We start from the raw sequence: 24,895 nt of genomic DNA, 5'->3' as shown, positions 1-24,895 counted from the left end.
GGAGAATTTTCTTTGATTAGCGTTCTTCTTGTTGATGACCACGAACTGGTGCGCGCAGGGATACGACGCATTCTAGAAGATATCAAGGGTATCAAGGTGGCGGGTGAAATGCAGTGTGGTGAAGATGCGGTGAAATGGTGCCGTAGCCATGTTGTTGATATTGTGTTGATGGACATGAACATGCCCGGCATTGGAGGGTTGGAAGCAACACGTAAAATTTTACGTTTCTCTCCGGATACTAAAGTTATCATGCTAACCATTCATACGGAAAATCCGTTGCCAGCGAAAGTGATGCAAGCAGGCGCTGGTGGGTATTTAAGTAAAGGGGCAGCCCCCCAAGATGTTGTTAACGCTATTCGTGCGGTTCATTCAGGACAACGCTATATTGCCTCGGATATCGCCCAGCAGATGGCTTTGAGTCAATTAGAGCCCCCCGCTGAAACACCGTTTAGTTGTTTGTCAGAGCGTGAGTTGCAAATTATGCTAATGATAACGAAAGGCCAGAAGGTTAATGAGATTTCTGAGCAACTTCATCTGAGTCCAAAGACAGTAAATAGCTATCGTTATCGGATGTTTAGTAAGCTAAATATCAGTGGTGATGTTGAATTGACACATTTGGCTATCCGCCATGGTCTTTTTAACGCGGAGATGTTATCTAATAGTGACTGATTGTTTTGATTCTAAAGAGTTTTTAAAAACTGTCACCAGCCAGCCTGGCGTTTATCGTATGTATGATAAAACGGGGACAGTCATTTATGTTGGTAAAGCCAAAGACCTCAAAAAGCGTCTAACGAGTTATTTTCGCGCTCAAGTAGCGAGTCGTAAAACAGAGACTTTGGTCAAGAATATTGCTCAAATAGACGTGACTGTGACTCATACGGAAACAGAAGCGCTCCTGCTTGAGCATAATTACATCAAGCTTTATCAGCCTCGCTACAATGTTTTGTTGCGGGACGATAAGTCGTACCCACTTATTTTTTTGAGTGCAGATACGCACCCACGTCTGGCTATCCATCGCGGAGCGAAGCATGAAAAAGGGGAGTACTTCGGGCCATTTCCGAACTCCTATGCTGTGCGTGAAACATTGGCATTACTACAAAAACTATTTCCTGTCAGGCAATGTGAGAACAGTGTTTATCGAAATCGCTCTCGGCCATGTTTGCAATACCAAATAGGGCGTTGTTCTGGGCCGTGTGTCACTGGGTTGGTAAGTGATGAGGAATATCAGCGTCAGGTCAATTATGTGCGCTTGTTCCTATCAGGCAAAGATCAGCAAGTTTTAACCCAACTGATTTCTCGCATGGAAGAGGCCAGCAAATCACTACAATTTGAAGATGCTGCACGTATTCGTGACCAGATACAAGCTGTACGGCGTGTGACTGAGCAGCAGTTTGTTTCCGGTGATAGTGAGGACCTTGATGTTATTGGGGTTGCGTTTGATGCCGGATTAGCCTGTGTTCACGTACTATTTATTCGACAAGGAAAAGTGCTGGGCAGTCGAAGCTACTTTCCAAAAGTCCCCGCTGGGACAGAACTTAATGAAGTCGTTCAGACATTCGTGGGCCAGTTCTACTTACAAGGAAGCCAAGGACGTACCTTGCCGGGGGAGATCTTGCTGGACTTTACTCTTGCGGATAAGGATTTGTTGGCATCATCTCTTTCTGAGTTGGCCGGTAGAAAGATTCAGATCCAAAATCGTCCCCGAGGGGATCGAGCTCGCTATCTGAAACTTGCTCGCACAAATGCTTCTACGGCATTGATTACCCGTTTGTCACAGCAGTCAACTATTCATCAACGAATGAAAGAGTTAGCCAAAATTCTTAATCTCGATGAAATCAATCGTATGGAGTGTTTTGACATTAGTCATACGATGGGAGAGCAAACGGTCGCATCTTGCGTTGTATTTGATGCAAATGGGCCTGTACGTTCAGAATATAGGCGCTACAATATTAGTGGTATTACGCCTGGTGATGATTATGCAGCAATGTCTCAGGTACTTAAGCGTCGATATGGCAAGGCATTAGATGAGAAAAAAATTCCTGACGTTATTTTTATTGATGGTGGGAAAGGTCAGTTATCTCAGGCTTTTGATGTTTTTGCCGAGCTTAATGTACCGTGGGATAAGCAAAAACCATTATTGGTTGGAGTTGCAAAGGGGAGCGATCGGAAAGCGGGATTGGAAACATTATTTTTGGAAGCAGAGGGGGAGGGTTTTTCATTACCACCAGACTCGCCTGCGTTGCATCTTATCCAACATATCCGCGATGACTCTCACAACCACGCAATAACCGGACACAGGCAGCGTCGTTCTAAAGTAAAAAATACCAGTGCGTTAGAAATGATAGAGGGGATCGGTCCAAAAAGACGGCAAATATTGCTGAAATATATGGGCGGGTTACAGCCTTTACTCAACGCAAGCGTCGAGGAAATTGCAAAAGTGCCGAGTATTTCACAAGCATTGGCAGAAAAAATCTACAATGCATTGAAACACTGAGGCTAATGTTGCACCATACTCATAATGTCCACACCAGCCAGATAGTTATCGTAGCATTATGCAATTGAATATACCGACTTGGCTTACCCTGTTTCGTGTAGTACTCATCCCATTTTTCGTATTGGCGTTTTATCTGCCATTCGTATGGGCTCCGATGGTTTGTGCCATTATTTTTGTTATTGCTGCGGCAACCGATTGGTTTGATGGATTTTTAGCGCGCCGTTGGAAGCAAACAACCCGCTTTGGGGCTTTCCTTGATCCTGTTGCGGATAAGGTTATGGTTGCAATTGCGCTAGTATTAGTCGCTGAGCATTATCATGTTTGGTGGATTACATTACCGGCTGCAACCATGATAGCGCGTGAGATTATCATTTCGTCTCTCCGTGAATGGATGGCTGAACTCGGTAAACGTAGTAGCGTCGCGGTTTCATGGATTGGTAAAGTTAAAACAACGGCTCAAATGGGGTCACTTGTTGGTTTGCTTTGGCGGCCAGACTATAATATTGAGCTCGCCAGTTTTGTGCTTCTTTACATCGCTGCGGTACTGACTTTCTGGTCTATGTTCCAATATTTAAACGCGGCGTGGAAAGATTTGGTCGAACCTTGATCGAAGCGCCGTAAAAAGCAGCAAACGAACGCATTACTCTGATAATTTTATTGACTCAGTGCGTCAGGTAAGTAGAATGCATCGCATCAGACGGCAGCAACAAATTGTCGAAAGATAGCAAAAGAATCAGTAAGTTCTGATGTTGCGGGAATAGCTCAGTTGGTAGAGCACGACCTTGCCAAGGTCGGGGTCGCGAGTTCGAGTCTCGTTTCCCGCTCCAAATTAATAGGTTGGCTTTATGCGAACCTAAGCTGTAAAGGCAAAGAAGAATAAGGCGCGTTGGCAGAGTGGCCATGCTACGGATTGCAAATCCGTCTACCTCGGTTCGACTCCGGGACGCGCCTCCAGTTTTCCAGAGCCCGGGTGGTGAAATCGGTAGACACAAGGGATTTAAAATCCCTCGGCTTATGGCTGTGCGGGTTCAAGTCCCGCCCCGGGCACCATGGAAAATATTCTAAGTAAAACAAAGTAGTATGAGTATGTCGTTAACCGCCGAGAGGCGGTTTTTTTGTGCCTGAAATCACATTCCTAAGATGTTCCTAACATCATTTCCTAACATGATTTTGGCAATCTGAATAAAAACTCATTTTTTCTGACCGCCCACCACTGGCACGATTTCTGTTTTTCTGTCATATCGCGCCGTTTGTCCCATGTTTTTATGCCCTGATATTGCCTATTTCTCACTGAGCGAACCCTCAAGCTCAGAAACACCTTTAGCTTTCAGGTCATGGAATGTGAAATTAAAATCCAATTCCGGATGAGTCTCTTTTGCTGCTTCTCTGGCTTTGCGCATCGGCTATTAAAATCGATGCGTATATATCGCAGTCCTGTTCTTTGGCGAATGAGGTAGACACTGCTGATACCTGTCTGTAAGGGCAGGGACTCTGCCTGCGTGATAGCATCGCGTAATCGTACTCAGGACATTATTGCAACAATAGTTGATGCTCCTCCGAACGCTGTGGAACGTATCTATGTTATTGAGAAAATTCCTACACAAGCCCACCTTGCCTCTGATGTTCATAAATCAAACAAAAGTGAATAATAAGTACATTAGATTTGAGTGACTTTTTCGAAGCAAGTGTTTGAAAAATGAATTTGTCATTAAAGTCCCTAATTCATTATTGGCTTAACTTCGTATCTGCGATACATAGGAATCTTAGATGAAAAAGCAATTAGCCTGGCTAGCTGTATTGTCTTCTTTAATTGTGGGAACTACTGCAGTACAGGCTACAGTCCCAACAGCAGAATTAAAAGTAACCGGCTCACTAAGCGTACCATCTTGCACAATTAATGTGCCAGACAGCGGTGTCTATGATCTTGGTGCTATAGGCCCATCTCAGATTAAGTCAGGCACAGCAACTACTGCCTTGCCAGCAATAAGTAAAAACTGGGTGATAAACTGTGACGGTATGACCTACTTGAATGTAAAACCAGTAGATAATCGGGTAGGAACGGCAAGTGTTGTGGATAGCGCATACTTTGGCTTAGGTAATGTTAATGGTGATGGTAAAATTGGTTATTACAGTTTAGCGATGTCTAATGGCATGGTTGACGGTAAGGCATCCAATTTATTCATTACCGATACTGGTAATTTCACTGCAAGCAACGCTTCAGTAGGCTTGAATAGCGATAACTCTGTTTCTGCTGGTTGGGCTGCGAGCAGCAGCACTCAGGCTGCAGGTAAAGTTTTTAGTGCTGACTTTATGGTTATACCAGTATTAGCTGGCACTGCCCATATGAAAGGCACAATCACTGAAGAGACTAAGATTGACGGTTCTACGACGATGAATTTTGCCTTTGGTATCTAGCATCGCAATATAGTTAGTGATTATCGCTACGCAATACAGTCTTATCTGTATGTACTGAGCCATATTCTTATGTGTTATCAATTTCACTATCCGTTATGAAATCATCACGGATAACCATTTAAAGGCTCATTTTGGTGGGCCTTTTCTGTTTTAGCCCACCAGTCTCCAATCAACGCCACACACATTACTCCGCATGAGTGGCTGCATTGGTGGGCAAAATTCAGTAAACCACTTCACGTCCTTATTGATGCGAACTATCTGCGCATCATTCGTTAGCCCCAGATCTATCGAATCACTAGGGTTACTGCCTTTTAAAATGTGATAAGCGCTTCGACATAAAAATTTTAGATCTTTATCATTATGAAGAATATTTTCGAGTGTTATGTTTTATTACCTCGATACATTTATCGCTTTGAACCATTGTTTCGTTTTAAATTAAGTTAAATTCAATGCTCACATATATCATCTAATTAATATTAAATATCAAGTTAAATAAGATAATTAAATCATACTCATAATTAAAAATGTGTTTTTAATTCAACTCATAAATATTTAATTTACACAAATATTAAGTTAAATCATTAAGTATCCAACCATTCTTTGTAGTTGATGAGTAATAATCAATCTAGAATATGTGTAATGTATATTTTTATAGCTAATATACTAATCCTACGTATTGTTTCTTGCGTAAGATATTTTTCTTCTTTTACACGGTTCCTTAATAATTACTTGCATGGGGTTTAATATGATTTGCAATAATAAGTTTAGTAAAGTATTTAAAATGCCTTTATTCGATTCCGAAATGAAATATCATATATCAAAACGTGGTTATATAGATTTGACTATAAAAAGAATGAGAGTGATTTTTCAGGAGAAATTAATTCACAATGACATGTGGCTTGGCCAGAGAAATGAATATGAATTCAATAGTTTGTGTGAAAATATAGGCTTGATCGGTGCTTTTGATCATTCATTAGCAATATCGATATCTTCCCATATGATTTGTGGGAATGTTATGTTCACGCAGTCTGATAATATTCAGATGGATAAGTATCATGATGAAGTAAATAATTTGAATTGCATATATTCTATGTGCTGTTCAGAAATTGCCAATGGCACTAACGTAAAGAATTTGGAAACTACGGTAACTTATGATCATAAACAAAAAAATTTGTTGCTCCACTCTCCTAGCCCTGGTTCATGTAAGTTTTGGATAGGGAATGCCCTATATACGGCATCTGTGGGAATGGTATTAGCAAGACTTATCGTTAATGGTATCGATCATGGACCTCATTGGTTTCGAGTTCCATTAAGAGATAAGGACGATGGGGTATTATTCCCTGGTATAAATATAATTTCCGTAGGCCCCGAGGGCGGAATGCACGGAATACAGATGGCTGCAATCCGATTTAATCAAGTCAGTATACCTCTCGATGCTATGTTGCAACGCTATTCGAGTATATGTGAGGAAGGGAAATATCATTGTGAAATGGAGGAACCACAGCGCTATATAAATTTATTTGAGACTTTTTTACAAGAAAGGCTTATTCCTTTATATATGTTAATTAAATCGTCAGCAACTGCACTTAATATCACATTTAGATACGCTCAAAATAGGATTATATCCCATGAGCCAATATGTAAAAAATTAATTATGGAGCCACTTTTCTGTCAACGACTTTATCCTGAGTTATTAAAGTCAGCAATGATTATGATCTTAGGTAAAATAATTATCAGAGGGTTTGAAAATTCTTGGGGGAATAAAAGCACGTATAAAGATCTGCAAATTTTAGCTTCAGCCGGGAAATATATTGGTACATCACTAGGTTTAGATGTTCTACGTGAGTGCCGCTTAATGTGCGGAGCATTAGGATTTCATCATTATAATAAAATTATTACATTACAGGTCGATGCAGAAGCTGCATTAACTTATGCGGGTGAAAACTCAGTAATGTCATACCAGATTGCAAAGCATATGGTTAGAAAAAAACGATTTAATAATTCTATGGTTGTTCCTGTCAATCTTGCTCAAGAGGTCGAAAAGAAAGTCGTCGCTGATTGCCAACAAAACCCATTATCACATGCTGCTGCGCAAGTATTATCATACTCTTATGGATTGGATTTGGTTATTCAGGAAGTGCAAAGTTCTGGCGTATTAGAGAATGAGCTATTATTAGACTTAATTGATGTATTATCTCCGTATCTATCTGAGACTTCAAATCCTCCTGTTCCTACAGTAAAGAAAATAACCGATTTAGTTAATCTTATTTCACCGCCATCTGAGCTAGTAACAGCACCAATAGTTAGAGCAGACTACGCAGATACATTTACTTCTGAACTATATATTGAATGATATAACGTCATATTTATTCGACTCGTATTTACTAATTCCTGTAGGAGTTACACTATGAATGTAAATAATTCAAATGCAAATATGCTTGATGATAAAGTTAAATCGCAAAAAGTGAGGAGAGCGATAGCTAACCACTGCAAAAAATTGGAGGAGCGGTACAGTATATTAAAACACCAGAGTGCTCTTGGGGTTGGTATTTTATCTTTTGTTATTGGAGTCCTTGTTGTCAGTTCATTATGTTATCTTAATGGATACATTGCATGGTGGGCTTGTATTATAATTAATGCTCTTTGCCTTTCTGTAGCACATGAACTTGAACATGACTTAATTCATAATCTATATTTTAAAAAGAATCGTGTTATGCAGAATGCAATGATGTTCTTAGTTTGGATAGTTCGTCCTAGTACTGCAAACCCTTGGGTTAGGCGAAAAATTCATTTAAGGCATCACCAAATGCCAGGAACTTATGAAGATTTAGAAGAGCGGTTACTGTCTAATGGTCAGCGCTGGGGGTTGCTAAGATTATGGATGATTAGTGATTTTATTGTTGCAGTCGGTGTGTTGATAATACAGGCTAAATCGTGGAAAGAAAGGAGGGAGTTATTTAAGAAGGCATGCAAAGCCTTTTTCCCCCTCGCGCTTCTACATTCATTAATTGTATATTCATTTATTTTATTTCACTTGATAAACTTCGCATCGTCCTTGTTCGGTGTGACAATTATGTGGTCTGAGTTGACGTTAAAAATATTCAATATTATCGATATAATGATGGTGGTAATTATCGCACCCAATATCCTATGGGCGTTTTGTTTACATTTCGTAAGTTCAAACATGCATTATTATGGTGATAATGAAAGTGGTAATGTTATTCAGGAAACTCAGGTTCTAAACCATTGGTGGTTTTGGCCGTTTAACCTATTTTGTTTTAACTTTGGAAGTACCCATGCAATACATCATTTTGTGGTAAATGAGCCTTTCTATATCCGACAACTATCAGCACCATTTGCACATAAAGTGATGAAAGATAAAGGAGTGAGATTTAATGATGTTAAAACATTTAACCGGTCAAATAGATGGGGCAATAAGCCATTAAGTAATGAACTGGATTCATATTAAGCTAATAGTTTTACTTCAAGTCCGGAGCCCACTCCTCTTATTTAGAAGGGGAGTGGGCATCAGTAATGTTCTGTATTCAGATATCGTAGGTATCTTCACCTTTTTCATTAAAGATAATAACTAATAGAATGTTATTGCGGTAATGAAATTATTCGCGATTAAAATAGCAGGAAATTTGCCAGCATCATAGTGAGGATACCTCCAATAGCCGGAATTAATGTTCGTCTCACTATCATAAACGGCGAACATTCACCTGCTTTGCTGACGGCTATGATGATACCTGCTACCGGAGAAATTGAGCGGCCCATACCTGCCATTAATTGCATAGGAAGAATCATGCTAACAGCTTCTTGACCGAATTTACTCGCGATTGATGGAGCCATTCCCGAGAAGGAGAAAAAGGCAGCGACACCAGAGCCGGTTAATACTGCCGTGACACCAACCAGTAGTGTCATTAGAACGGTCATGCTGGCGAAACCAAAACCTGCGTTTTGCACTGATACCAGTAAATAGTCGATAGCACCAATTTTTTGCATCCCTTGAGCATAGATGTCAGCACAAACCAGTAAGGAGACAATACTGGTAAACATGCTCCCCATACCTTTGAAGAAGACTTGCACCCCTTTACAACATTCTCGGAAATCACGTTTGACTAAAAGATCACAGATAAACGCCGTCAATGTACCGATGATCATCGCGGTGACCACATCTATTTTTATGCTATCAATAAATAGCGGACTGAATATTAATACCAGTGCAACTGGGAATATAGGTAACAACGCGTAGAAAGTCGGTACACGAATTTCGTCTTTACTTTCGTCACTGATCGTCTCTCGAATGACGACGATGTGACCATCCTTTTTATCGTAATATTTAGCGGTAAAGAAAACCAATACGGAAACCACCAACATCACAGCAATTGCAACTGGCATTTGGTAATGGACAAAATAAATTGCGGTTTCCATTCCTGCATGTTTTGCCGCGAGGTTAGCTGTCCCCACAGCAGGGCCAAGATCCATGAATGCACAAAGTCCAATCATTGATGCTGCTGCGGCTTTACTGACACCAAGACGAACTAATACTGGGAAGAAAGTGACCAACAGCAACATCGCTAATCCAGCAGCGCTAGAAATTGCAACATGTAACAACTGAGCACAAATATAACCAATGGCTAAAATAAGATAGGGTGCTTTGATGAGCTGGAGAGGACGAATGCATGCATTAACCATGGCATTTGACGCTTTAATATGGTCCATATAGCTTGCAAAGCCGCCTGCCGCCATAATGATCAAGCCGATGCCTGCCACTTGAGTCGATAGCGAGTTTTTAGCAAAAGCGAAGATATCAACCCAAACTGAACCCGTTGATTTTGCTTTATCATATAAGATGCTGTTCTCTGGATAAAAAATAGCAGTGATAGTCAGTAAAGAAATACCGGCTAACAGCAATACTGTTTGAGGTTGGTAGTTTTTGATAATTAACCATGCAGCAATGATAGTTATCACTATTGCGACTATAAATGCAATCATGAGATTAGCCCTTTTATTTATTTTATTCGGGTGAAAAAACACGGTTAAATAAAATGTTACAGATAGCTCCCAAGTGAATTGATCAATCTGATTGTCCTTATGTAATGCAGTCATAGTAGAAGTAAGGAATCAGTGAAAGAATGAGAAAATAGTTTTCTCACCGTAAATTGTGCGCAGCGTCTCATTCTTTGAAATTTATAGTTACACCAAATAATATTATCATTGAAGCAGTGCATTGCTTGATCGTTAACAAGGCGTCATACCGAGAATATATTTATTATTTTAGTCATAAAATCAGTGTTAAAAGGAGTAACTAATGAAAATTAATAATTTATTGACACTTGAGAAATATATTTTACAAACTACCCAACTAGATTCATTAACAGATTCTGAGTGTCGTTTAGATGCCTATATACAGATTCATTTCAATGAGTTGCCTTTTCATGGCATTATCGACCTTGCACGTAATGCGATGGTAAGCAAAGCCACTGTTGGCCGATTTCTGAATAAATTAGGGTTTACAGGTTATTCGGCTTTTAAACGTGAGCTTGAAAAAACATTGTCACAACAAAAATTAGTACCGCCATTCGAACTAGTATCTCGAGCCAATGAGAGAGCGAAGGTTACTACAGAGGAAATTGTTTCTGATTTTAATAAAAATGTGACAATGTTGTTTGAGAATTTTAAAAATAATATTGATATCGAGAGTTTGGATGAATTTATTAGCCTCATTCTAGATACAGATAGGCATCTCTATGTCATAGGCCCTTCTTCATCTCATGCGATGGCTAAACACTTCACGACTTTGGTTAAATATTTTAGAGACAGTGTGACACTTCTCTCAGTGGATGTTGGCGATTTACCTAAGGATTTACTGAATTTATCCAGTAGAGATGTTCTGATCACTTTTTCATATTATCGTTTTAACCGAGTCGTCATTCGAGTGACAGAATGGTTCCGTAGAAAGGATGCAGTCGTAGTACTGATAACCAATTCTGAATCGAATCCCTATGGCAAATTTTGTAATCTACAATTTGTATTACCAAGTGATGTCCAATCAGTTTTTAAAAGCAGGATAATTAGCTTCTTTTTTATCGAATTAGTCCTGCATTTGGCCTATGAAAAAGGCGAAGGAGAAGGGAATTTTGAGCAATTGGAAGAGCTATTTGTATTTTTCGAACTCTTCTCGCCACTACCGAAATAAAGGGACTAAACACCCCCAAGCGATGCTTAGGGGATACTTATCTTTTCAATCAGATAGATAACGTATTGACTTTAGCTGTGGAATCAAAGAATGCTACAGTTTCATCCACTAATGCGTCGTTACACCCTAGATAAGAAGATGGGTCGCAAGCAGCAATAAGTTCCTCCTCAGTTAGAAACTCACGAATCTGAGTATTATTTAATACTAACTGCTCTAAGTTTTGGGTTCCGTCAGCCGTATTTAATAATTTTTTCATTAAATTATAACCCTGATCTCGACCAATTTTGTCAGCCAGTTTCATTGCTACTGATTCTGACATAATAAAATATTTAGAGGTGCTGAAGTTGTCATTCATTCTTTCTTTATCAACGACTAAATGAGTGATGAGGCGGCAGGCGCGATCGAGACTGGTGGAGAGACTTAACGCTGATTCAGGCAGTAGTGTCCAGTTGAGTACACGCATCGATGCTGCACGTACATCCTGTTGGTCGAGTAGATTGGTTGCACCAGAGGCATACATCCAGCCCATACGGGATAGTGTTTGAATCATATTACTGGCACGAGGATTCGTTTTGTGCGGCATTGTACTGGAACCACCGCCGCCTTCTCCTTCCCTAAGTTCGCCCAAGGATGGTCTTCCCATGGTTTCAACATCATTCGCTATCCGACAAAGAGTACCGTGTACTAAAGCAAAAAACTGGACGACTTGTACGACATTATCCTGACTGGCATTCATCATCCCAATGGGAGCAGATAAGCCTAATGCTTTCATTAGGTTATTTCTAGTTTCTATGCCGTTATGACCAACGGAAGCGAGGTTACCGACTGCGCCACCAAATAAGCCTGTGATAGCTGTGGGATAGAGATTATCAAGACGATGAATATTACGAGTTATCTCATTAAGATAACTGCTGACCTGCAATCCCCAAGTGGTTGCAGAGGCATCTACAGAATTGGTTCTGGCAACCATGACGGTGGCTTTATGAGCAAGAGCCATGGTTTTAAGACTTGCACCCAACTCAATCAATTGGCCTCGCACTAACAGCAACGTCTGTTTTATTCTCATCGCAAGCGCAGAGTCTAATAAGTCCTGAGTAGTACAACCCCAATGTAGATATTTTTTTACCAGAGGTGTACCCGCATCGGTTATTTGGTCGACTAATGGTTTTATCGCCATTCCAACTGAACGTGTTTCTGTTGCTAGACGCTGCCAATCAACATCTAACGATTGACAGGTTGTGACAATATCTTTTGCAGCCTGAGCTGGGATGATATCTAATTCGGCTTGCACGCAGGCTACTGCCATTTCAAACTCCAACCAGCAGCGAATCAAATTTTCATCGGACCATACTTGTTTCATTTCAGGTTGAGTGAACAAGGATGAATACAGTTCTGAATCAAATACCGAACTAAGGCTACCCCGCATTATGGACTCCAAAATTAGTAGATGAACAATATCAGTGAGTTATTTCAACTTATATCCGTTTGATAATGGAAATTCTGGTCTAGTTTTCTAGATATAAAAATGAGAATATGTATTTCCCTTGTGTTAACTCTACCTAATGGTTAAAAATGTGATGAGCTTAACATAAAGCACTTACTTTAATATTTTCAAATGAATGATGAAAGATAATTACTTAATTTTTATTTATTGGTTGCTTTTATAATTTCAAATATTCTGAGGTGAAACTAATTTAGCTTGGTATTTTTGTGTATATTGTCACATTTTAAAATGAGAAATTATTATTCCCATATATCGCTTTTCTTATTGCTATTAACAATGTCCAGGATAAATGTATTTTTATCAACTTATCAGTTTGGAGTTTCTAACTGGGGCGATTTATACGATTTTAATTATAGGTAAATTATGAAAATTAAAACAATACCGATTATTATTTTAACTTGTATGAGCTCATCAGCATTAGCGATGAATGTATATAAAGATGATAAAACGACACTGGATATTTATGGCCGTTTAGAATATCAGTTTGCGCATGGAGATTCTTCATTTGCTGGAGATGATGTTCGAAATCAGTTAGGTGGGCGTTTAGGGATTTATGTCACGAGAGATCTTTCATTACTTGAAGATACTAAAATTATTGGTCGTCTAGAATGGCAACTACGTACTGAGAAAAATGATAATAAGACAAAAGATAGAGATCTAGATGCTCGTTATGCATGGCTCGGTATATCCCATGCTCGCTATGGTGACTTAATTGGTGGTCGTACTCAAAATCCGTTATACCAGGTGATGAGAATGACTGATAAATATAAGAATTTTACGCCAAATGTTTATAACTACGGTATTAGCTCAATTGACACATCATATCAATATAACCGTCAGGATGGCACTCTCCAATGGAATGGCCAATTTGACGGGCATCAGATTCAAATAGCCTATGTTGCCGGTAATGCTAACAGTGATAATGAAGGGCTTGATAATGGTGTGATGCTTAGCTATCGAAAAATGTTCAAGTTAGGTGATCTTAAAATAACCCCAGCCCTTGCTGCCAGCGAGTTTAAACGTAAAGACAACCCGCAAAAAATACCCACCGATGGTCGCAAGAAACATCAGCAGGTGATGGGTGGGGTGCAGCTTGATTATAATGCTATGTCTCTTGCGGTAACCGCGGGAAAAATGTCTATTGAACGTGACAATAAGCCTGACAATGATTATATCAGCTTTGATTCAGTAGTTTCGTATCAGTTTAATCATATTAAAGTTTTAGGCGGATATAGTTTCCTAGATGAAGATGGAAAGGATATATATGAAAAAGAGGGATGGCGGGCTGAAGCCCAATTAGCGGTGGCCAAAAATGCATATCTATCGCTGACCTATGACAAAGTGCTTGCGAACAATAATCTGAAAATTAATGATGATGCGATTGTTCTTGGGCTAAGGTACGACTTCTGAGGATAAAGAAAATGAATAAATTAATCATGTTGTTCGCGTGCAGCTTAATCACAATAGCGAGTGCTCAGGCTGACTCTATTACATCATCTGCGCCTCAAGCCAAATTAGAAGGTGAAAGGAAGACTTTTGCGCTCTATGGCAATTCGTACATGCATTACAACAACCATGTGAATACCCGACTTCGGGACCTAAGCCGTTCGTTGCTACCCGATAAGGCTAAAGGGTATATGTTTCGGGGTGTCACTATTTCTAGCGGCCAATTAGGCTGGCACATTCCCAATCTAAGTTTCCAAAATTCGCTTCAAAAATGGGATGTTGTTATATTGCAGGGCAACTCTATGGAACCCATCTCGGCCAAAACAGAGGTGCGCCAATACTTCGTTGATTCTGCCAGTCTTATGGCGGATACCGCGCACAAAGCGGGCTCTAAAGTTGTGTATTTTATGACTTGGGCGAATAAAGATAAAAAAGAGCAAACTGATAAATTGGCCAAAGCCTATATTGATATAGCCAGTAAAACAGGTGGATATGTTGCGCCTGTTGGTTTAGCTTTTAGCCGTACGGTCGAGACTCATCCAGAAATAGAGTTATATCATAGCGATGGCAGCCATCCTTCTTTAGCAGGGACTTATCTGGCATCTTGTGTGCTGTTTGCGACCATTTATGATCAATCACCCGTTGGTGGCGGATTACCGGTAGATAGCAATATGACAGAAGAAACCGCGCGTGCTTTACAGCAGATTGCTTGGGAGACGGTAACCTCGTTCCGTCAACAAGGAAAATAGTTCTAACAACCCAGCGTCTTCTTAAAAGATATCCTCCTTATCAATATCAGTTAAGGGGGATTTTTTACGTATAAACCTCATGCATATTTTAGTTCAATGTTACGCTCCCTCATATAAGGACTGTTCGTTTTTTTAGATGCCAGTAATAACATCTTCGCTACATTTCTTTCGTTATGGCTTAATACGATTAGAAATTAGGCAAAGACTAATTATTTGAGGTCATGTTGCTGAACAGCACCGATATCGTTGATGTTGCCGCATGCACGACGAGAGTTAGAGTAGAGAGTATGGTCTTTTTTAGTGATAATCTCTACAAAAATTGAGTTATATTGTAATAATATTCTGCTGAAGAGTTAAAGTGGAGATAATTATTTCTTCTTGTCAGCAACGAACCTAAATTGTATAAGAATTATCAATTAGCCGATCCGGTACACTATGTCATATGGATTGTAGAGGCGATGACATCTAACACTAAAATATTATTTGTTTTCTATTTATTCTTCATTAATATTCAACCGGTCAATTAAGAAGTATTTTATACAATATGCATAATTTTTTTATTTCTCTATTAAAGCAGAGGTTTTTCAATGGAGAGGGATCTAGGAATAGTTAAAGCTCGGCATTCTTTAGATAAGCAGCACATCAAGTTAACTTATGTCACTCATTTCTATTGTAATCAAGGGAATATGGGGTCTGTAGAGTCATTGTTGAATGAGTATGAGTCTTATCCAGATGATATTAAAGATGCCGTAGAGTTCGTCATTGTGGATGATTGTTCGCCACTAGACTACGACATCAAAGATTATGACCTCAATTTTACCTGGCTTAGGATAACAAGTGACATTCAATGGAACCAAGCGGGAGCCAGAAATCTGGGTGTTTTGTATGCTAAATCAGACAAAATTATTATCACCGATTTAGATTGCTTACTACCTGAAGATACTATGCGCTATCTGGTTAATGCTCGTAATCCGAGGCGTTCGTTATTCCGCATTTATCGGACAGATGACAAAACGGGTAAAGCTTATCGCGGCCATCCTAATTTGTTCTTTATGTCCAGAGCTCGATTTTTTAGGCTGTATGGATACGATGAGGAATTCGCGGGGCATTATGGATCCGAAGATTATCGATTTGTGAAGTTCCATAAAGACCACGGCACAACGCCGCGATACTTGCCAAAAAAATACCGTTGCATTGAACGTAATGTCGATAGGAAGAATAGCTATCACTCCCTGACACGCGATTTGACGCATAATGCACCGATTGATGATCGTAAAAAAAATGAAATAGCACGATTTGGTGCGGAACATGGTCACAGCAGAATCTTTCTTAACTTTAATTGGGAAATCAAAAAAGTGCATTCCCGCCTTTTGAGCATCCCTGAGCGGAAGATATGGTGGCGACCACTGTGGTGGTTCCGTTATTTGTTCAGATCGCTGGCGGCATAGCTTTAATTGTCGACTATATGGGTAGGATTCTCGATGAGAATATATTGGTTATTCCCCACAGGCTATTAATCTTCAGTGAGTAATTTATGAATTCAGTTGCCTCAAGACCTGGTTTACCCACGATGCATCGTCATGTGGCTGGCTTGTCGTGTGCCACCGCATTTTTGCTCGGTATTGGGTTACCGACGTCGAATTTCCTCATGAATCTCTCTTTGGTGTTGGCACTCATCTGCGTGTTGCTTAATCGCGATACGCGTTATGTGAAAACATTAGCGAAAAACCCGTTGATATGGTTGCCTGCGGTAACCTTCCTACTACTTGCGATATCTCTGCTCTGGCATCACAATTTGTACGGTAATGTGATGGTGAGTAAGTATCTTAAATTATTATATATATTGCCGTTAGCACTGTTCTTTTTACTTTCTCGTTCATTGGTCGGTTATTTTGTAAAAGGATTCTTACTGGCAAATGCCGTTATTCTCGCGGCAAGCCTATGGGTAGGGCTTCTTCATCTACCGCTAGGTGAAATTAACCCACTGAATCCTCATGTGTTTAAGTTGCAAATCACTCATAATTTCTTTATGGCCTTAGCGGCAGTGATGTGGCTTTCTCTTGCATTTAAGCATCAAGGAATCAAGCGCGGCTGTTATGGTCTTCTGGTTGTACTGGCTATCTATAATGTCGTGTTTATGGTGCAAGGTAGAACGGGTTATGTGGCGCTGGCCGCGGCTTTTGGTGTGTGGGGGATATTGTCACTATCAGTCCGTCAGCGTTTAGGGATGGTGGTTTGTGTCCTGATGATCGGTGCCATTATTGTCTTTGTCCCAAACCGAGCTGTTGAGCGGGTGGAACGCGGGATGGCAGAGGTTAAGGTCTGTTTAGCTGCCTCGCAGGGTAATGCCGATCTTTCGTGCGATAGCTCAATGGGGCTACGGACTCAATTTATCATTGAGTCAGTGAAACTCATTAAGGAAGCGCCCTTATTGGGGCATGGAGCGGGGGGCTTTTGGTTCCCGAACCCACAAATTGGCTATAGCATCAATCCGCATAATGAATATCTGATGCAAACTGTTCAATTAGGTGTCGTGGGACTTGCGCTATTCTTGGGATGGATGTGGTGTTATTTCCGTGCTGCTTGGCGTTTACCGCAAGAAACGAGAAGCATATTTATCGCGTTACTTGCCAGTTATATGATCAGCCATCTGTTTAATTCATTTTTACTCGATTCTTCGGAAGGGCATCTATTCGTCATTCTGACGGCAATCTTATGCCGCTACTCCGTGTTATCACTGCAAAGTGATCCAATAAAACAAGAGTAACAAACAATAAAAAGCCCTCAATTCTGAGGGCTAAACATTAGCGGTTGGCTTTATCATCCGCCTCATCGATTAAACCATTGGCTATCTTGCTAGCCTTAAGATAACGAGAAGTGCCTAAAATTTCGTTAAGTGTGTCTCGCACACTGGAGAGAAATTGATCGTTATCGGACTCATTCGCGCATTCAACCATTAGTGCGACAAGCAAAGCTTCATGGGCGATCAGATGATCTTCACCAGGTAAGTTTGCATCGGATTCACCTTGCTGAGCGCGAACAGATGTTTGATTAAGTGATGACATAAAACTCCTTATTTAATAATTGAATAACCACCTATCACTATAGCGATGTTTGCATTTATTGCTATGACAGATGAGATTTCTGCCATAGCAGCCATAACAAATAATGTGATAGTTATGCTTAATCCCTTATTCCATCGATGCTATTTTACCCTCACTTCATCTAAATACGCGTTCACTGCACCGGCCGATAAATACGGACTGCCGCTGTTAGGCGTAAAGTTCGCTGTGCCAACTCTTCCGCCGCGCCTGCATATTGTTCAACCATCGCCGCATTTTGATGCGTCATTTGGTCTAACTGACCAATTGATTGGCTAATTTGGCCAAGTGCTTGTGTCTGTTCATGCGTCGAGGTGCTAATTTCACTGATTAGAGTGGAAACTTGGCCTGCTTGTTTAACGATATTGTCCATCGTAGCACCTGCATTTTGTACCAAGGCACTACCATCGCGAACCCGTTCCACACTGGTTTCAATTAAGTGTTTGATCTCTTTCGCCGCTGTTGACGATCGCTGCGCTAAATGGCGAACTTCACTCGCCACTACGGCAAAGCCTCGGCCTTGCTCACCCGCGCGGGCAGCTTCAACGGCAGCATTAAGTGCCAGAATATTGGTCTGGAAGGCGATACCCTCTATCACACTGATGATATCGACAATACGATGGCTTGAGTCATTGATAGTCCCCATGGTTTCAATCACTTGATGCATCAACTCGCTGCCTTTTTCCGCTGCGTGGCTGCTCATTGCCGCTAATGAGGTTGTTTCATTTGCGCTATTAGCACTGTTTTGTACTGTTACAACGAGTTGCTCTGTCGCACTAACAATATGTTGCAAGTTCGCTGTCGCTTGCTCCGTTCGGACTTTAAGCTCTCGGTTTCCTGCGGCAATTTCACTACTAGCGGTATTGATACCATCGACTTGACCACTGACATCGTCGGTCAATGAGCGAAGATTAAGGCCTAATTGATTCACGCTACGCATCAAATAGCCAATTTCATCGACACGGTTAAGCTGCACATAATCACCAGCCTGCCCGGAAGAGACATCTTGAGCTTGTTGTAAAATTGCGGCGATAGGCTGTGCAACCTGCCGCTCCAACCAAAATGACGTGATGATGCTGCTAGCAACCGTCACTACCCCTAGCGTCAACAAGGGGATCCCTGTTATGCCCATCGCGCCTGCAGTGATTGTGGGAAGGAGGGCTGCGACCAATAATGCTCCGCGCAACCGCCAGCGTAGCGGCAGCGTTTGGAACAGCGACATCCACGAGAGCCAACCCGTGCGAACAATCAATCCACGATATAAACCGATACGGCGCTGTTTTGCCTTGCCAGAGTTAAAATCGGCATATAGCGCATCAGCTTGCTTAACTTCGTCACGGGTTGGTGCAATACGTACTGATATATAACCGTTTAATCGGCCGTTATGGCGCAAAGGGGTGGCATTGGCTCGCACCCAATAATAGTCGCCATTTCGACGACGGTTCTTCACCAGAGATGACCAAGACAGGCCCGCATTCAAAGTCTGCCACATATCAGCAAAAGCGCCGGGCGGCATATCGGGGTGGCGCACGATATTGTGCGGCTGCCCTTGCAAGTCCTGATATTCAAAACCACTTGCACGAACAAACGCGGCGTTCGCATAGACGATATTTCCGCGAGTATCGGTGGTGGATTGCAGGGTGGTATCGCGATCAATGGGATACTCCTGCCGAGTGACAGGTTTGTTTACTCTCATAAAAACCTCAGAATATTGGGGGAGTTCCCGAATAACAGGTGAATACAATAATTGCTTAGGGTAATCGGCCTCGTAAGTTAAAACTTTATACTTAGATTAAATAAATTATTGGTGCGCTATAAATGTGATTAATATTAGTGCTGCTGCACTTTTTTGGGGCATTTTGATTATTCTGTTTATTAATGTCCATATGAATATAATTATTGTTTTTAGTTATTAATTATAGTTGGGTGAAATAAAGTTAATCAATAAATTGCTTAAATAACATGTGGTTAGTTTTTTTCATCTTAGTGTGATACATTGTGGAATGATGAGATTGATGAATGAGTTTTATAACATGGTGAAATTCTCATCTCTAATGAGAAATAGATGAATAGCTTTTGCCAAGAAGTTGCATAACATGAGGTAAGTGGTTTTTTTATTTATCACTTTTGTTAATGATGAATATTGTATTAACTATTTATTACAGCGGTATTGGCGTCAGTCTAATCAGCATAGGAAAAGTAATCCCCATTTTTGTGGGGATTAAAATAATAAAAAATATAAATGTTATTTTTATATGAGTTTGTAACAGTTATTCCTTTCTGTATCCACCCATAAGCCCCTTGTGCTACGACACAACGCTATTATGGTTTTTTTTCAATCCTTCAATTTTCATCAAAAAATCATAGATTGGCGACAAACGTCTAAAATCTTTGCTTAAGATATCAACCAGTTGATTTGAAAATAGCGGCTCCATATCGTGATGATGGCTGATGAGTGCCCATGACTTTTTGTTGTACCACGTCGCCAGTTCTTGAGGTTGATCCTTGATAAGCGGGCGCTTATAGCTTTCACCTTCGATTAAAAAGTTCGGATGGATACATTCAGCAATCTTAAGAAAATCTGCAGGAGCACGTATCAACTGTTGCCTAAACAGGTCCATCGTCGCGCGTGAGGCGCTGTAATAGCCCAGTCCATAGCGCCACCAATCGGGGCCAAATTCAAAAAAATAAGTGGGTGCATCCGTCCAGTTCTTACGCGATCGTTTAAATGTCAGCCAAATGTTGCTGCGATAGAGTGATTTGTCATGAGAGAAGCGAGTATCCCGATTCATACGGGAAATGGTTTTGCCAATCGCTGGCCGAATCTCAAAAAGCTCATCAATCGCCATCATATCGGTACCCAAATCAGTCACCAGTTTTCGCATCGGTAGCAACAGATGTTGCTCATAAATATCACGATGTTCCTCGAACCACTCCTTGGTGTTGTTTTGCGCTATTTGCTGTAAGAACGTCAGCCCCTGCTGAGTAAAACCGGTGAATCCAGCCATGATGTCCCTTCCTGTATATAAATAAATTATGATTTGCTGTATATGCATACAGTTTAGGCTGTAAAAGGGTGACTGAAAAGTACTCTGTTGGTTTTTGGGCTAGTATCTTGTTTACGATGGTGTGAAATGGGACGCCAAGGCGATTGTCTGTGGGGTCAGTATGGGACGATGCCATTTAATTATAATTAATAGCTAAATATTTATATTGAATTATAGGTATTACTTATTAATTCCTCTATTGTTGGTTTTTACGGCGATTTCTCGCTATACGGCCTGCTGCCTGAGTTCAGTCTGCTTCGCGCAGCACTATTTAGGGCCCAACTCGCGTTCATTGGCATCGTCATCAATAAAAAGGATTAAGAATGAAATTAGAAACATTGTCTATTCATGCCGGTTATTCGCCAGATCCCACGACTAAAGCTGTTGCAGTGCCTATCTATCAGACTTCTTCATTCGCCTTTGATGATACCCAGCATGGTGCTGATTTATTTGATTTAAAAGTTGCGGGTAATATTTACTCGCGAATTATGAACCCGACGAATGACGTGTTGGAGCAAAGAGTCGCGGCTCTGGAGGGGGGGATTGCAGCGTTAGCCGTGGCCTCCGGTATGGCCGCGATCACTTATGCGATTCAAACCATTGCAGAGGTCGGCGATAATATCGTCTCGGTGGCAAAATTATATGGTGGCACATACAACCTACTCGCCCATACCTTGCCTCGTTATGGGATTGAAACTCGTTTTGCCGATCATGACGATATTGATGCATTGGAGGCATTGATTGATGACCGAACAAAAGCGGTATTCTGTGAATCGATTGGAAACCCTGCGGGCAACATTGTCGATTTACAAAAATTAGCGGATGCCGCGCATCGTCATGGCGTCCCGCTGATTGTCGATAATACCGTCGCGACCCCCATTTTGTGCCGACCTTTCGAACATGGCGCTGATATTGTCGTTCATTCATTGACCAAATATATTGGCGGCCATGGCTCCAGCATTGGCGGTATTGTGGTGGATTCCGGTAAATTCCCTTGGGCTCAATATCCCGAGCGTTTCGCTCAATTAAATACACCTGATTTGTCTTATCACGGTGTCACCTATACCGAGCAATTTGGTGCGGCTGCCTATATTGGCCGCTGCCGAGTGGTCCCTTTACGAAATACCGGTGCTGCGCTATCACCGTTTAATGCATTTTTGATTTTGCAGGGACTTGAAACGTTGGCATTGCGTATGGCACGTCATACTGAAAATGCGCTTAAAGTTGCCGAGTATTTACGTGCCCATCCACAAGTCAGTTGGGTGAAATATGCAGGGCTACCCGATCATCCTGAGCATGATTTGGCGCAGCGTTATTTCGGCGGGAAGCCCGCGTCCATTTTGTCATTCGGTATCCATGGGGGCCAAGCTGCGGGTAGCAAGTTTATCGATGCGCTGAATTTGATCGTGCGATTGGTGAATATTGGCGATGCTAAATCGTTGGCATGCCATCCTGCCTCAACAACGCATCGTCAGCTCAATGATGAAGAGTTAGTTAAAGCCGGCGTGCCAAGAGATATGGTGCGGTTGTCGATCGGAATCGAGCATATTGACGACATTATTGATGATCTTGCTCAGGCATTAGCAAAAGCAAAATAACGTTATTATCGATAAAAAGGCCGGTAACTTGCGAGATACCGGCCATGTTGAACATGGAAATAGGATTATTGTGCAGCCAAGGTTGCCGCAATCACTTTCGCGTAAGGCGTGGTAGGGCGACCAATGAGTTTGCTCAAGGTATGGCTGTCATCGAATAAGCCACCTTTGGCCGCGCCAGCATCCGAATCTGCCAGCAAGCTGGCGAAAACATCGGGTAATCCAGCACCAATCAATGCTTGTCGGAAGTCAGCTTCTGACAAATCTTGATAGATGACGGGTTTGCCTGATTGACGAGCAATTTCCGCTGAGAACTCAGCTAACGTATAGCTGTCATCCCCGGCTAATTCATAAACTTTGCCGGCCTGGTTATCCTTTGTCAGTACGGCGGCGGCGGCTTGCGCATAGTCTTCACGTGTGGCCGAAGCAATACGTCCATTCCCTACAGCGCCAATAAATGCACCGTGAGCCAAGGCGGGCGCAATACTGGCAGCATAGTTTTCGGTATACCAGCCGTTACGTAACAGCACGACGGGTAGGCCAGAATCTTGAAGCAATGCTTCTGTTGCGCGGTGCTCTTCACCTAACCCTAACGTCGATTTATCGGCATGAAGTAAGCTGGTATAAGCCAATAATTTAACCTTTGCCCGTTTGGCCGCTTCGATTACCGCTGTGTGTTGTGCTACACGCTGACCTACTTCACTGGATGAGATTAGCAGCAGTTTATCCACACCTTGAAACGCGCTATCCAACGTAGACGGTTGGCTATAATCCGCTTTGCGTACTTGAACACCTAACGCGGCTAAATCACGGGCTTTTTCAGGGCTACGGACTGCTGCAATGATTTCACTGGCGGGTACTTTTTGGAGTAATGCATTGATAACAAGGCGACCCAATTGGCCAGTGGCTCCGGTGACTGCGATCATAATAAGACTCCTGATTGATGTTATGGAATAGATGACAGATTTTTTGTGTTGGCAGGTCATTCAGTGCTGACATCGCGCTCACCAAAAAATCGCCCTTAAGATCATCATATGCGATATACTAACTATAAGTAAGTACTCACCTAAAGGTTAGTATAAAATAATGAGACCACAAGATTTGAACAACAATCTTTCATTTCCAGAACAAGTTCGCCGCGGTGAGTTGCTCAATGCTGACTGCCCATCAAGAGAGGTTCTCAAACGCGTCACAAGCCGTTGGGGGGTATTGGTGCTGATTGCTTTGAGCAATGAAACCCTGCGTTTTAGTGCGTTAAGGCGAAAGATTGGGGGCGTCAGTGAGAAAATGTTGGCGCAAACACTGCAAAATCTTGAAGAGGACGGTTTTGTCGAACGTATCGCTTATCCGGTGGTGCCGCCGCATGTGGAATATAAATTGACGCAACTAGGTAAAGAAATCCAAGTGCAAATCGAGGGGTTGACGGTTTGGCTTGAAGATAACCTGCATCGCATTATGGAACAGAGACAGCAGCGGTCAGAAATGCCTTCAACCGCTGCCGGTTCCCGATAGCCATGTGATCACGCATGGCGAGTCTTTGGGATGCGCGCCCTACAAGGTTTTCAATGCTTCGACCGATTCTATCGCCATGGAAGGGATAAACTCAGTAACGCTGTACTCGGCAACGGCGTTAAAGGGATCTTCTGCCAATACCTTATCCAGTTGGTCGTGCTCAATGCTTTTTACTAAAATGATGCCACCGGTGCGGGGCACTTTACGACCCGAGGCGATAAACACACCTTGTGCATAGTATTTTTTTAACCAGTCTTTATGGCTTTCGGCCAGTGCTTCCACCACATCGATGGGTTTATGGTAAGTCAAGCTAACAACAAACATGTGAAACTCCTCAGAGTGAATGTCGCTTTAAGATAGCGCCTTGCCCCTTAGGCAGCATCAATAAAATGCTAAATTCTTAAGCATTATCTCAAGTCATTTTGCGATAGCTAAATTCTGTCTATGGAAAGCAATATTGCTTCGTTCGTTTTTTGTACTATTTATCGTCTACTCTTATATAACCTGCTCTGTCCATTTGATTGAATCGTCGAGGTGACAATGGTTAAGATATTGGCATGGCTTAACGTGCTTCCCCTAGGTCCATTAGGGCGTGTAGAAGAGAGTGACGCTCCAGTGGCTGAGGCCGATGGTGCACATTTACTTGAAACGATAAATGCCATTGGTGGGATATATGGCATTGAATTTATTCATCATTGAGGCTATTCACTGCTCGCTAATGGGGGAACTCCGTGCTGCGGTGGCTACCCTGATGATAATCAAGATCTAAGCAACAGGTTACGGGCAGATAAGCGGCTGGCCGTAACCTGTTATTCGATCGACGTATCGTC

21 protein-coding genes, 3 tRNA genes and 1 pseudogene are annotated in these 24,895 nt (G+C 41.7%); 17 read left to right on the top strand and 8 right to left on the bottom strand.

The window, feature by feature from the left end:
• Positions 1-12 precede the first annotated feature (12 nt).
• The 6 genes from uvrY (at position 13) to BN68_RS06250 (ending at position 3,544) form a co-directional block, all read left to right on the top strand.
• A complete protein-coding gene (gene uvrY / locus BN68_RS06275) occupies positions 13-669 on the top strand; it encodes a UvrY/SirA/GacA family response regulator transcription factor (protein WP_019210308.1) in 657 nt (218 codons plus the stop codon).
• Entirely contained in the window at positions 662-2,494 is a 1,833-nt protein-coding gene (gene uvrC / locus BN68_RS06270; protein WP_019210307.1) for an excinuclease ABC subunit UvrC, read from the top strand. Before uvrY ends, uvrC begins: the two co-directional genes overlap by 8 nt.
• A 58-nt stretch (positions 2,495-2,552) precedes the next feature.
• Positions 2,553-3,101, top strand: coding sequence for a CDP-diacylglycerol--glycerol-3-phosphate 3-phosphatidyltransferase (gene pgsA, locus BN68_RS06265; protein WP_019210306.1), 549 nt, complete (start codon positions 2,553-2,555; stop codon positions 3,099-3,101).
• 144 nt (positions 3,102-3,245) lie between these two features.
• Positions 3,246-3,321, top strand: a tRNA-Gly gene (locus BN68_RS06260).
• A 53-nt stretch (positions 3,322-3,374) separates the two neighbouring features.
• Positions 3,375-3,448: transfer RNA gene (locus tag BN68_RS06255), tRNA-Cys, on the top strand.
• 10 nt (positions 3,449-3,458) lie between these two features.
• Positions 3,459-3,544: transfer RNA gene (locus BN68_RS06250), tRNA-Leu, on the top strand.
• A 140-nt stretch (positions 3,545-3,684) separates the two neighbouring features.
• Here BN68_RS06250 and BN68_RS06245 read toward each other — a convergent pair.
• A pseudogene (locus BN68_RS06245) lies at positions 3,685-4,013 on the bottom strand (integrase); the annotation flags it as partial.
• 248 nt (positions 4,014-4,261) lie between these two features.
• Between BN68_RS06245 and BN68_RS06240 the strand changes: the two are divergent.
• From BN68_RS06240 to BN68_RS06230, 3 genes are all read left to right on the top strand, one after another.
• Positions 4,262-4,909, top strand: a complete 648-nt coding sequence (locus BN68_RS06240; RefSeq protein WP_019210304.1) for a DUF1120 domain-containing protein — start codon at positions 4,262-4,264, stop codon at positions 4,907-4,909.
• 745 nt (positions 4,910-5,654) lie between these two features.
• Positions 5,655-7,262 carry an acyl-CoA dehydrogenase family protein gene (locus BN68_RS06235; RefSeq protein ID WP_019210303.1) on the top strand — a complete coding sequence of 536 codons (1,608 nt, stop codon included), beginning with the start codon at positions 5,655-5,657 and terminating at the stop codon, positions 7,260-7,262.
• Between the two features lie 54 nt (positions 7,263-7,316).
• Positions 7,317-8,378, top strand: a complete 1,062-nt coding sequence (locus tag BN68_RS06230; protein WP_019210302.1) for a fatty acid desaturase — start codon at positions 7,317-7,319, stop codon at positions 8,376-8,378.
• Positions 8,379-8,536: 158 nt separating this feature from the next.
• Here the strand turns inward: BN68_RS06230 and dcuC are convergent, their stop codons facing one another.
• Positions 8,537-9,907 (bottom strand): C4-dicarboxylate transporter DcuC, encoded by a 1,371-nt coding sequence (gene dcuC, locus BN68_RS06225; RefSeq protein ID WP_019210301.1) that lies wholly within the window; start codon positions 9,905-9,907, stop codon positions 8,537-8,539.
• 316 nt (positions 9,908-10,223) lie between these two features.
• Here dcuC and BN68_RS06220 point away from each other — a divergent pair, with 316 nt between their 5' ends.
• On the top strand, positions 10,224-11,111 hold the full coding sequence (locus BN68_RS06220; RefSeq protein WP_019210300.1) for a MurR/RpiR family transcriptional regulator: 888 nt from the start codon (positions 10,224-10,226) through the stop codon (positions 11,109-11,111).
• 49 nt (positions 11,112-11,160) lie between these two features.
• On the opposite strand, the gene BN68_RS06215 is transcribed toward BN68_RS06220, so the two are convergent.
• A complete protein-coding gene (locus BN68_RS06215; protein ID WP_019210299.1) occupies positions 11,161-12,537 on the bottom strand; it encodes a class-II fumarase/aspartase family protein in 1,377 nt (458 codons plus the stop codon).
• 441 nt (positions 12,538-12,978) lie between these two features.
• Between BN68_RS06215 and BN68_RS06210 the strand changes: the two genes are divergently transcribed.
• From BN68_RS06210 to BN68_RS06195, 4 genes are all read left to right on the top strand, one after another.
• Positions 12,979-14,025: a porin gene (locus tag BN68_RS06210; RefSeq protein ID WP_019210298.1), complete on the top strand. Its 1,047-nt coding sequence runs from the start codon at positions 12,979-12,981 to the stop codon at positions 14,023-14,025.
• Positions 14,026-14,036: 11 nt separating this feature from the next.
• Positions 14,037-14,810 (top strand): DUF4886 domain-containing protein, encoded by a 774-nt coding sequence (locus BN68_RS06205; protein ID WP_019210297.1) that lies wholly within the window; start codon positions 14,037-14,039, stop codon positions 14,808-14,810.
• Positions 14,811-15,397: 587 nt separating this feature from the next.
• Complete coding sequence (locus tag BN68_RS06200) at positions 15,398-16,258, top strand: glycosyltransferase family A protein (RefSeq protein WP_019210296.1); 861 nt, start codon at positions 15,398-15,400, stop codon at positions 16,256-16,258.
• A gap of 86 nt (positions 16,259-16,344) precedes the next feature.
• The gene (locus BN68_RS06195) at positions 16,345-17,577 is read left to right on the top strand and encodes an O-antigen ligase family protein (protein ID WP_042806415.1); all 1,233 of its coding nucleotides are present in this window, start codon (positions 16,345-16,347) and stop codon (positions 17,575-17,577) included.
• Between the two features lie 37 nt (positions 17,578-17,614).
• Here BN68_RS06195 and BN68_RS06190 read toward each other — a convergent pair whose 3' ends face one another.
• The 3 genes from BN68_RS06190 to BN68_RS06180 form a co-directional block, all read right to left on the bottom strand.
• A complete protein-coding gene (locus BN68_RS06190; protein ID WP_019210294.1) occupies positions 17,615-17,875 on the bottom strand; it encodes a hypothetical protein in 261 nt (86 codons plus the stop codon).
• 172 nt (positions 17,876-18,047) lie between these two features.
• A complete protein-coding gene (locus BN68_RS06185; protein ID WP_019210293.1) occupies positions 18,048-19,607 on the bottom strand; it encodes a methyl-accepting chemotaxis protein in 1,560 nt (519 codons plus the stop codon).
• Positions 19,608-20,217: 610 nt separating this feature from the next.
• Positions 20,218-20,922, bottom strand: coding sequence for a DUF2461 domain-containing protein (locus tag BN68_RS06180; RefSeq protein ID WP_145579362.1), 705 nt, complete (start codon positions 20,920-20,922; stop codon positions 20,218-20,220).
• Between the two features lie 359 nt (positions 20,923-21,281).
• Between BN68_RS06180 and BN68_RS06175 the strand changes: the two genes are divergently transcribed.
• The gene (locus BN68_RS06175; protein WP_019210291.1) at positions 21,282-22,556 is read left to right on the top strand and encodes a bifunctional O-acetylhomoserine aminocarboxypropyltransferase/cysteine synthase; all 1,275 of its coding nucleotides are present in this window, start codon (positions 21,282-21,284) and stop codon (positions 22,554-22,556) included.
• 65 nt (positions 22,557-22,621) lie between these two features.
• On the opposite strand, the gene BN68_RS06170 is transcribed toward BN68_RS06175, so the two are convergent.
• Positions 22,622-23,479, bottom strand: coding sequence for an SDR family oxidoreductase (locus BN68_RS06170; RefSeq protein WP_019210290.1), 858 nt, complete (start codon positions 23,477-23,479; stop codon positions 22,622-22,624).
• 160 nt (positions 23,480-23,639) lie between these two features.
• Here BN68_RS06170 and BN68_RS06165 point away from each other — a divergent pair, with 160 nt between their 5' ends.
• Positions 23,640-24,065: a winged helix-turn-helix transcriptional regulator gene (locus BN68_RS06165; protein WP_019210289.1), complete on the top strand. Its 426-nt coding sequence runs from the start codon at positions 23,640-23,642 to the stop codon at positions 24,063-24,065.
• A gap of 39 nt (positions 24,066-24,104) precedes the next feature.
• Here the strand turns inward: BN68_RS06165 and BN68_RS06160 are convergent, their stop codons facing one another.
• Positions 24,105-24,389, bottom strand: coding sequence for a YciI family protein (locus BN68_RS06160; RefSeq protein ID WP_019210288.1), 285 nt, complete (start codon positions 24,387-24,389; stop codon positions 24,105-24,107).
• A 216-nt stretch (positions 24,390-24,605) separates the two neighbouring features.
• Here BN68_RS06160 and BN68_RS24110 point away from each other — a divergent pair, with 216 nt between their 5' ends.
• Positions 24,606-24,764 (top strand): hypothetical protein, encoded by a 159-nt coding sequence (locus BN68_RS24110; RefSeq protein ID WP_019210287.1) that lies wholly within the window; start codon positions 24,606-24,608, stop codon positions 24,762-24,764.
• Positions 24,765-24,895 lie beyond the last annotated feature (131 nt).

Source organism: Yersinia massiliensis CCUG 53443, from assembly GCF_000312485.1.
Taxonomy (GTDB): domain Bacteria; phylum Pseudomonadota; class Gammaproteobacteria; order Enterobacterales; family Enterobacteriaceae; genus Yersinia; species Yersinia massiliensis.
This window is presented reverse-complemented; position numbering and strand designations above follow the sequence as displayed.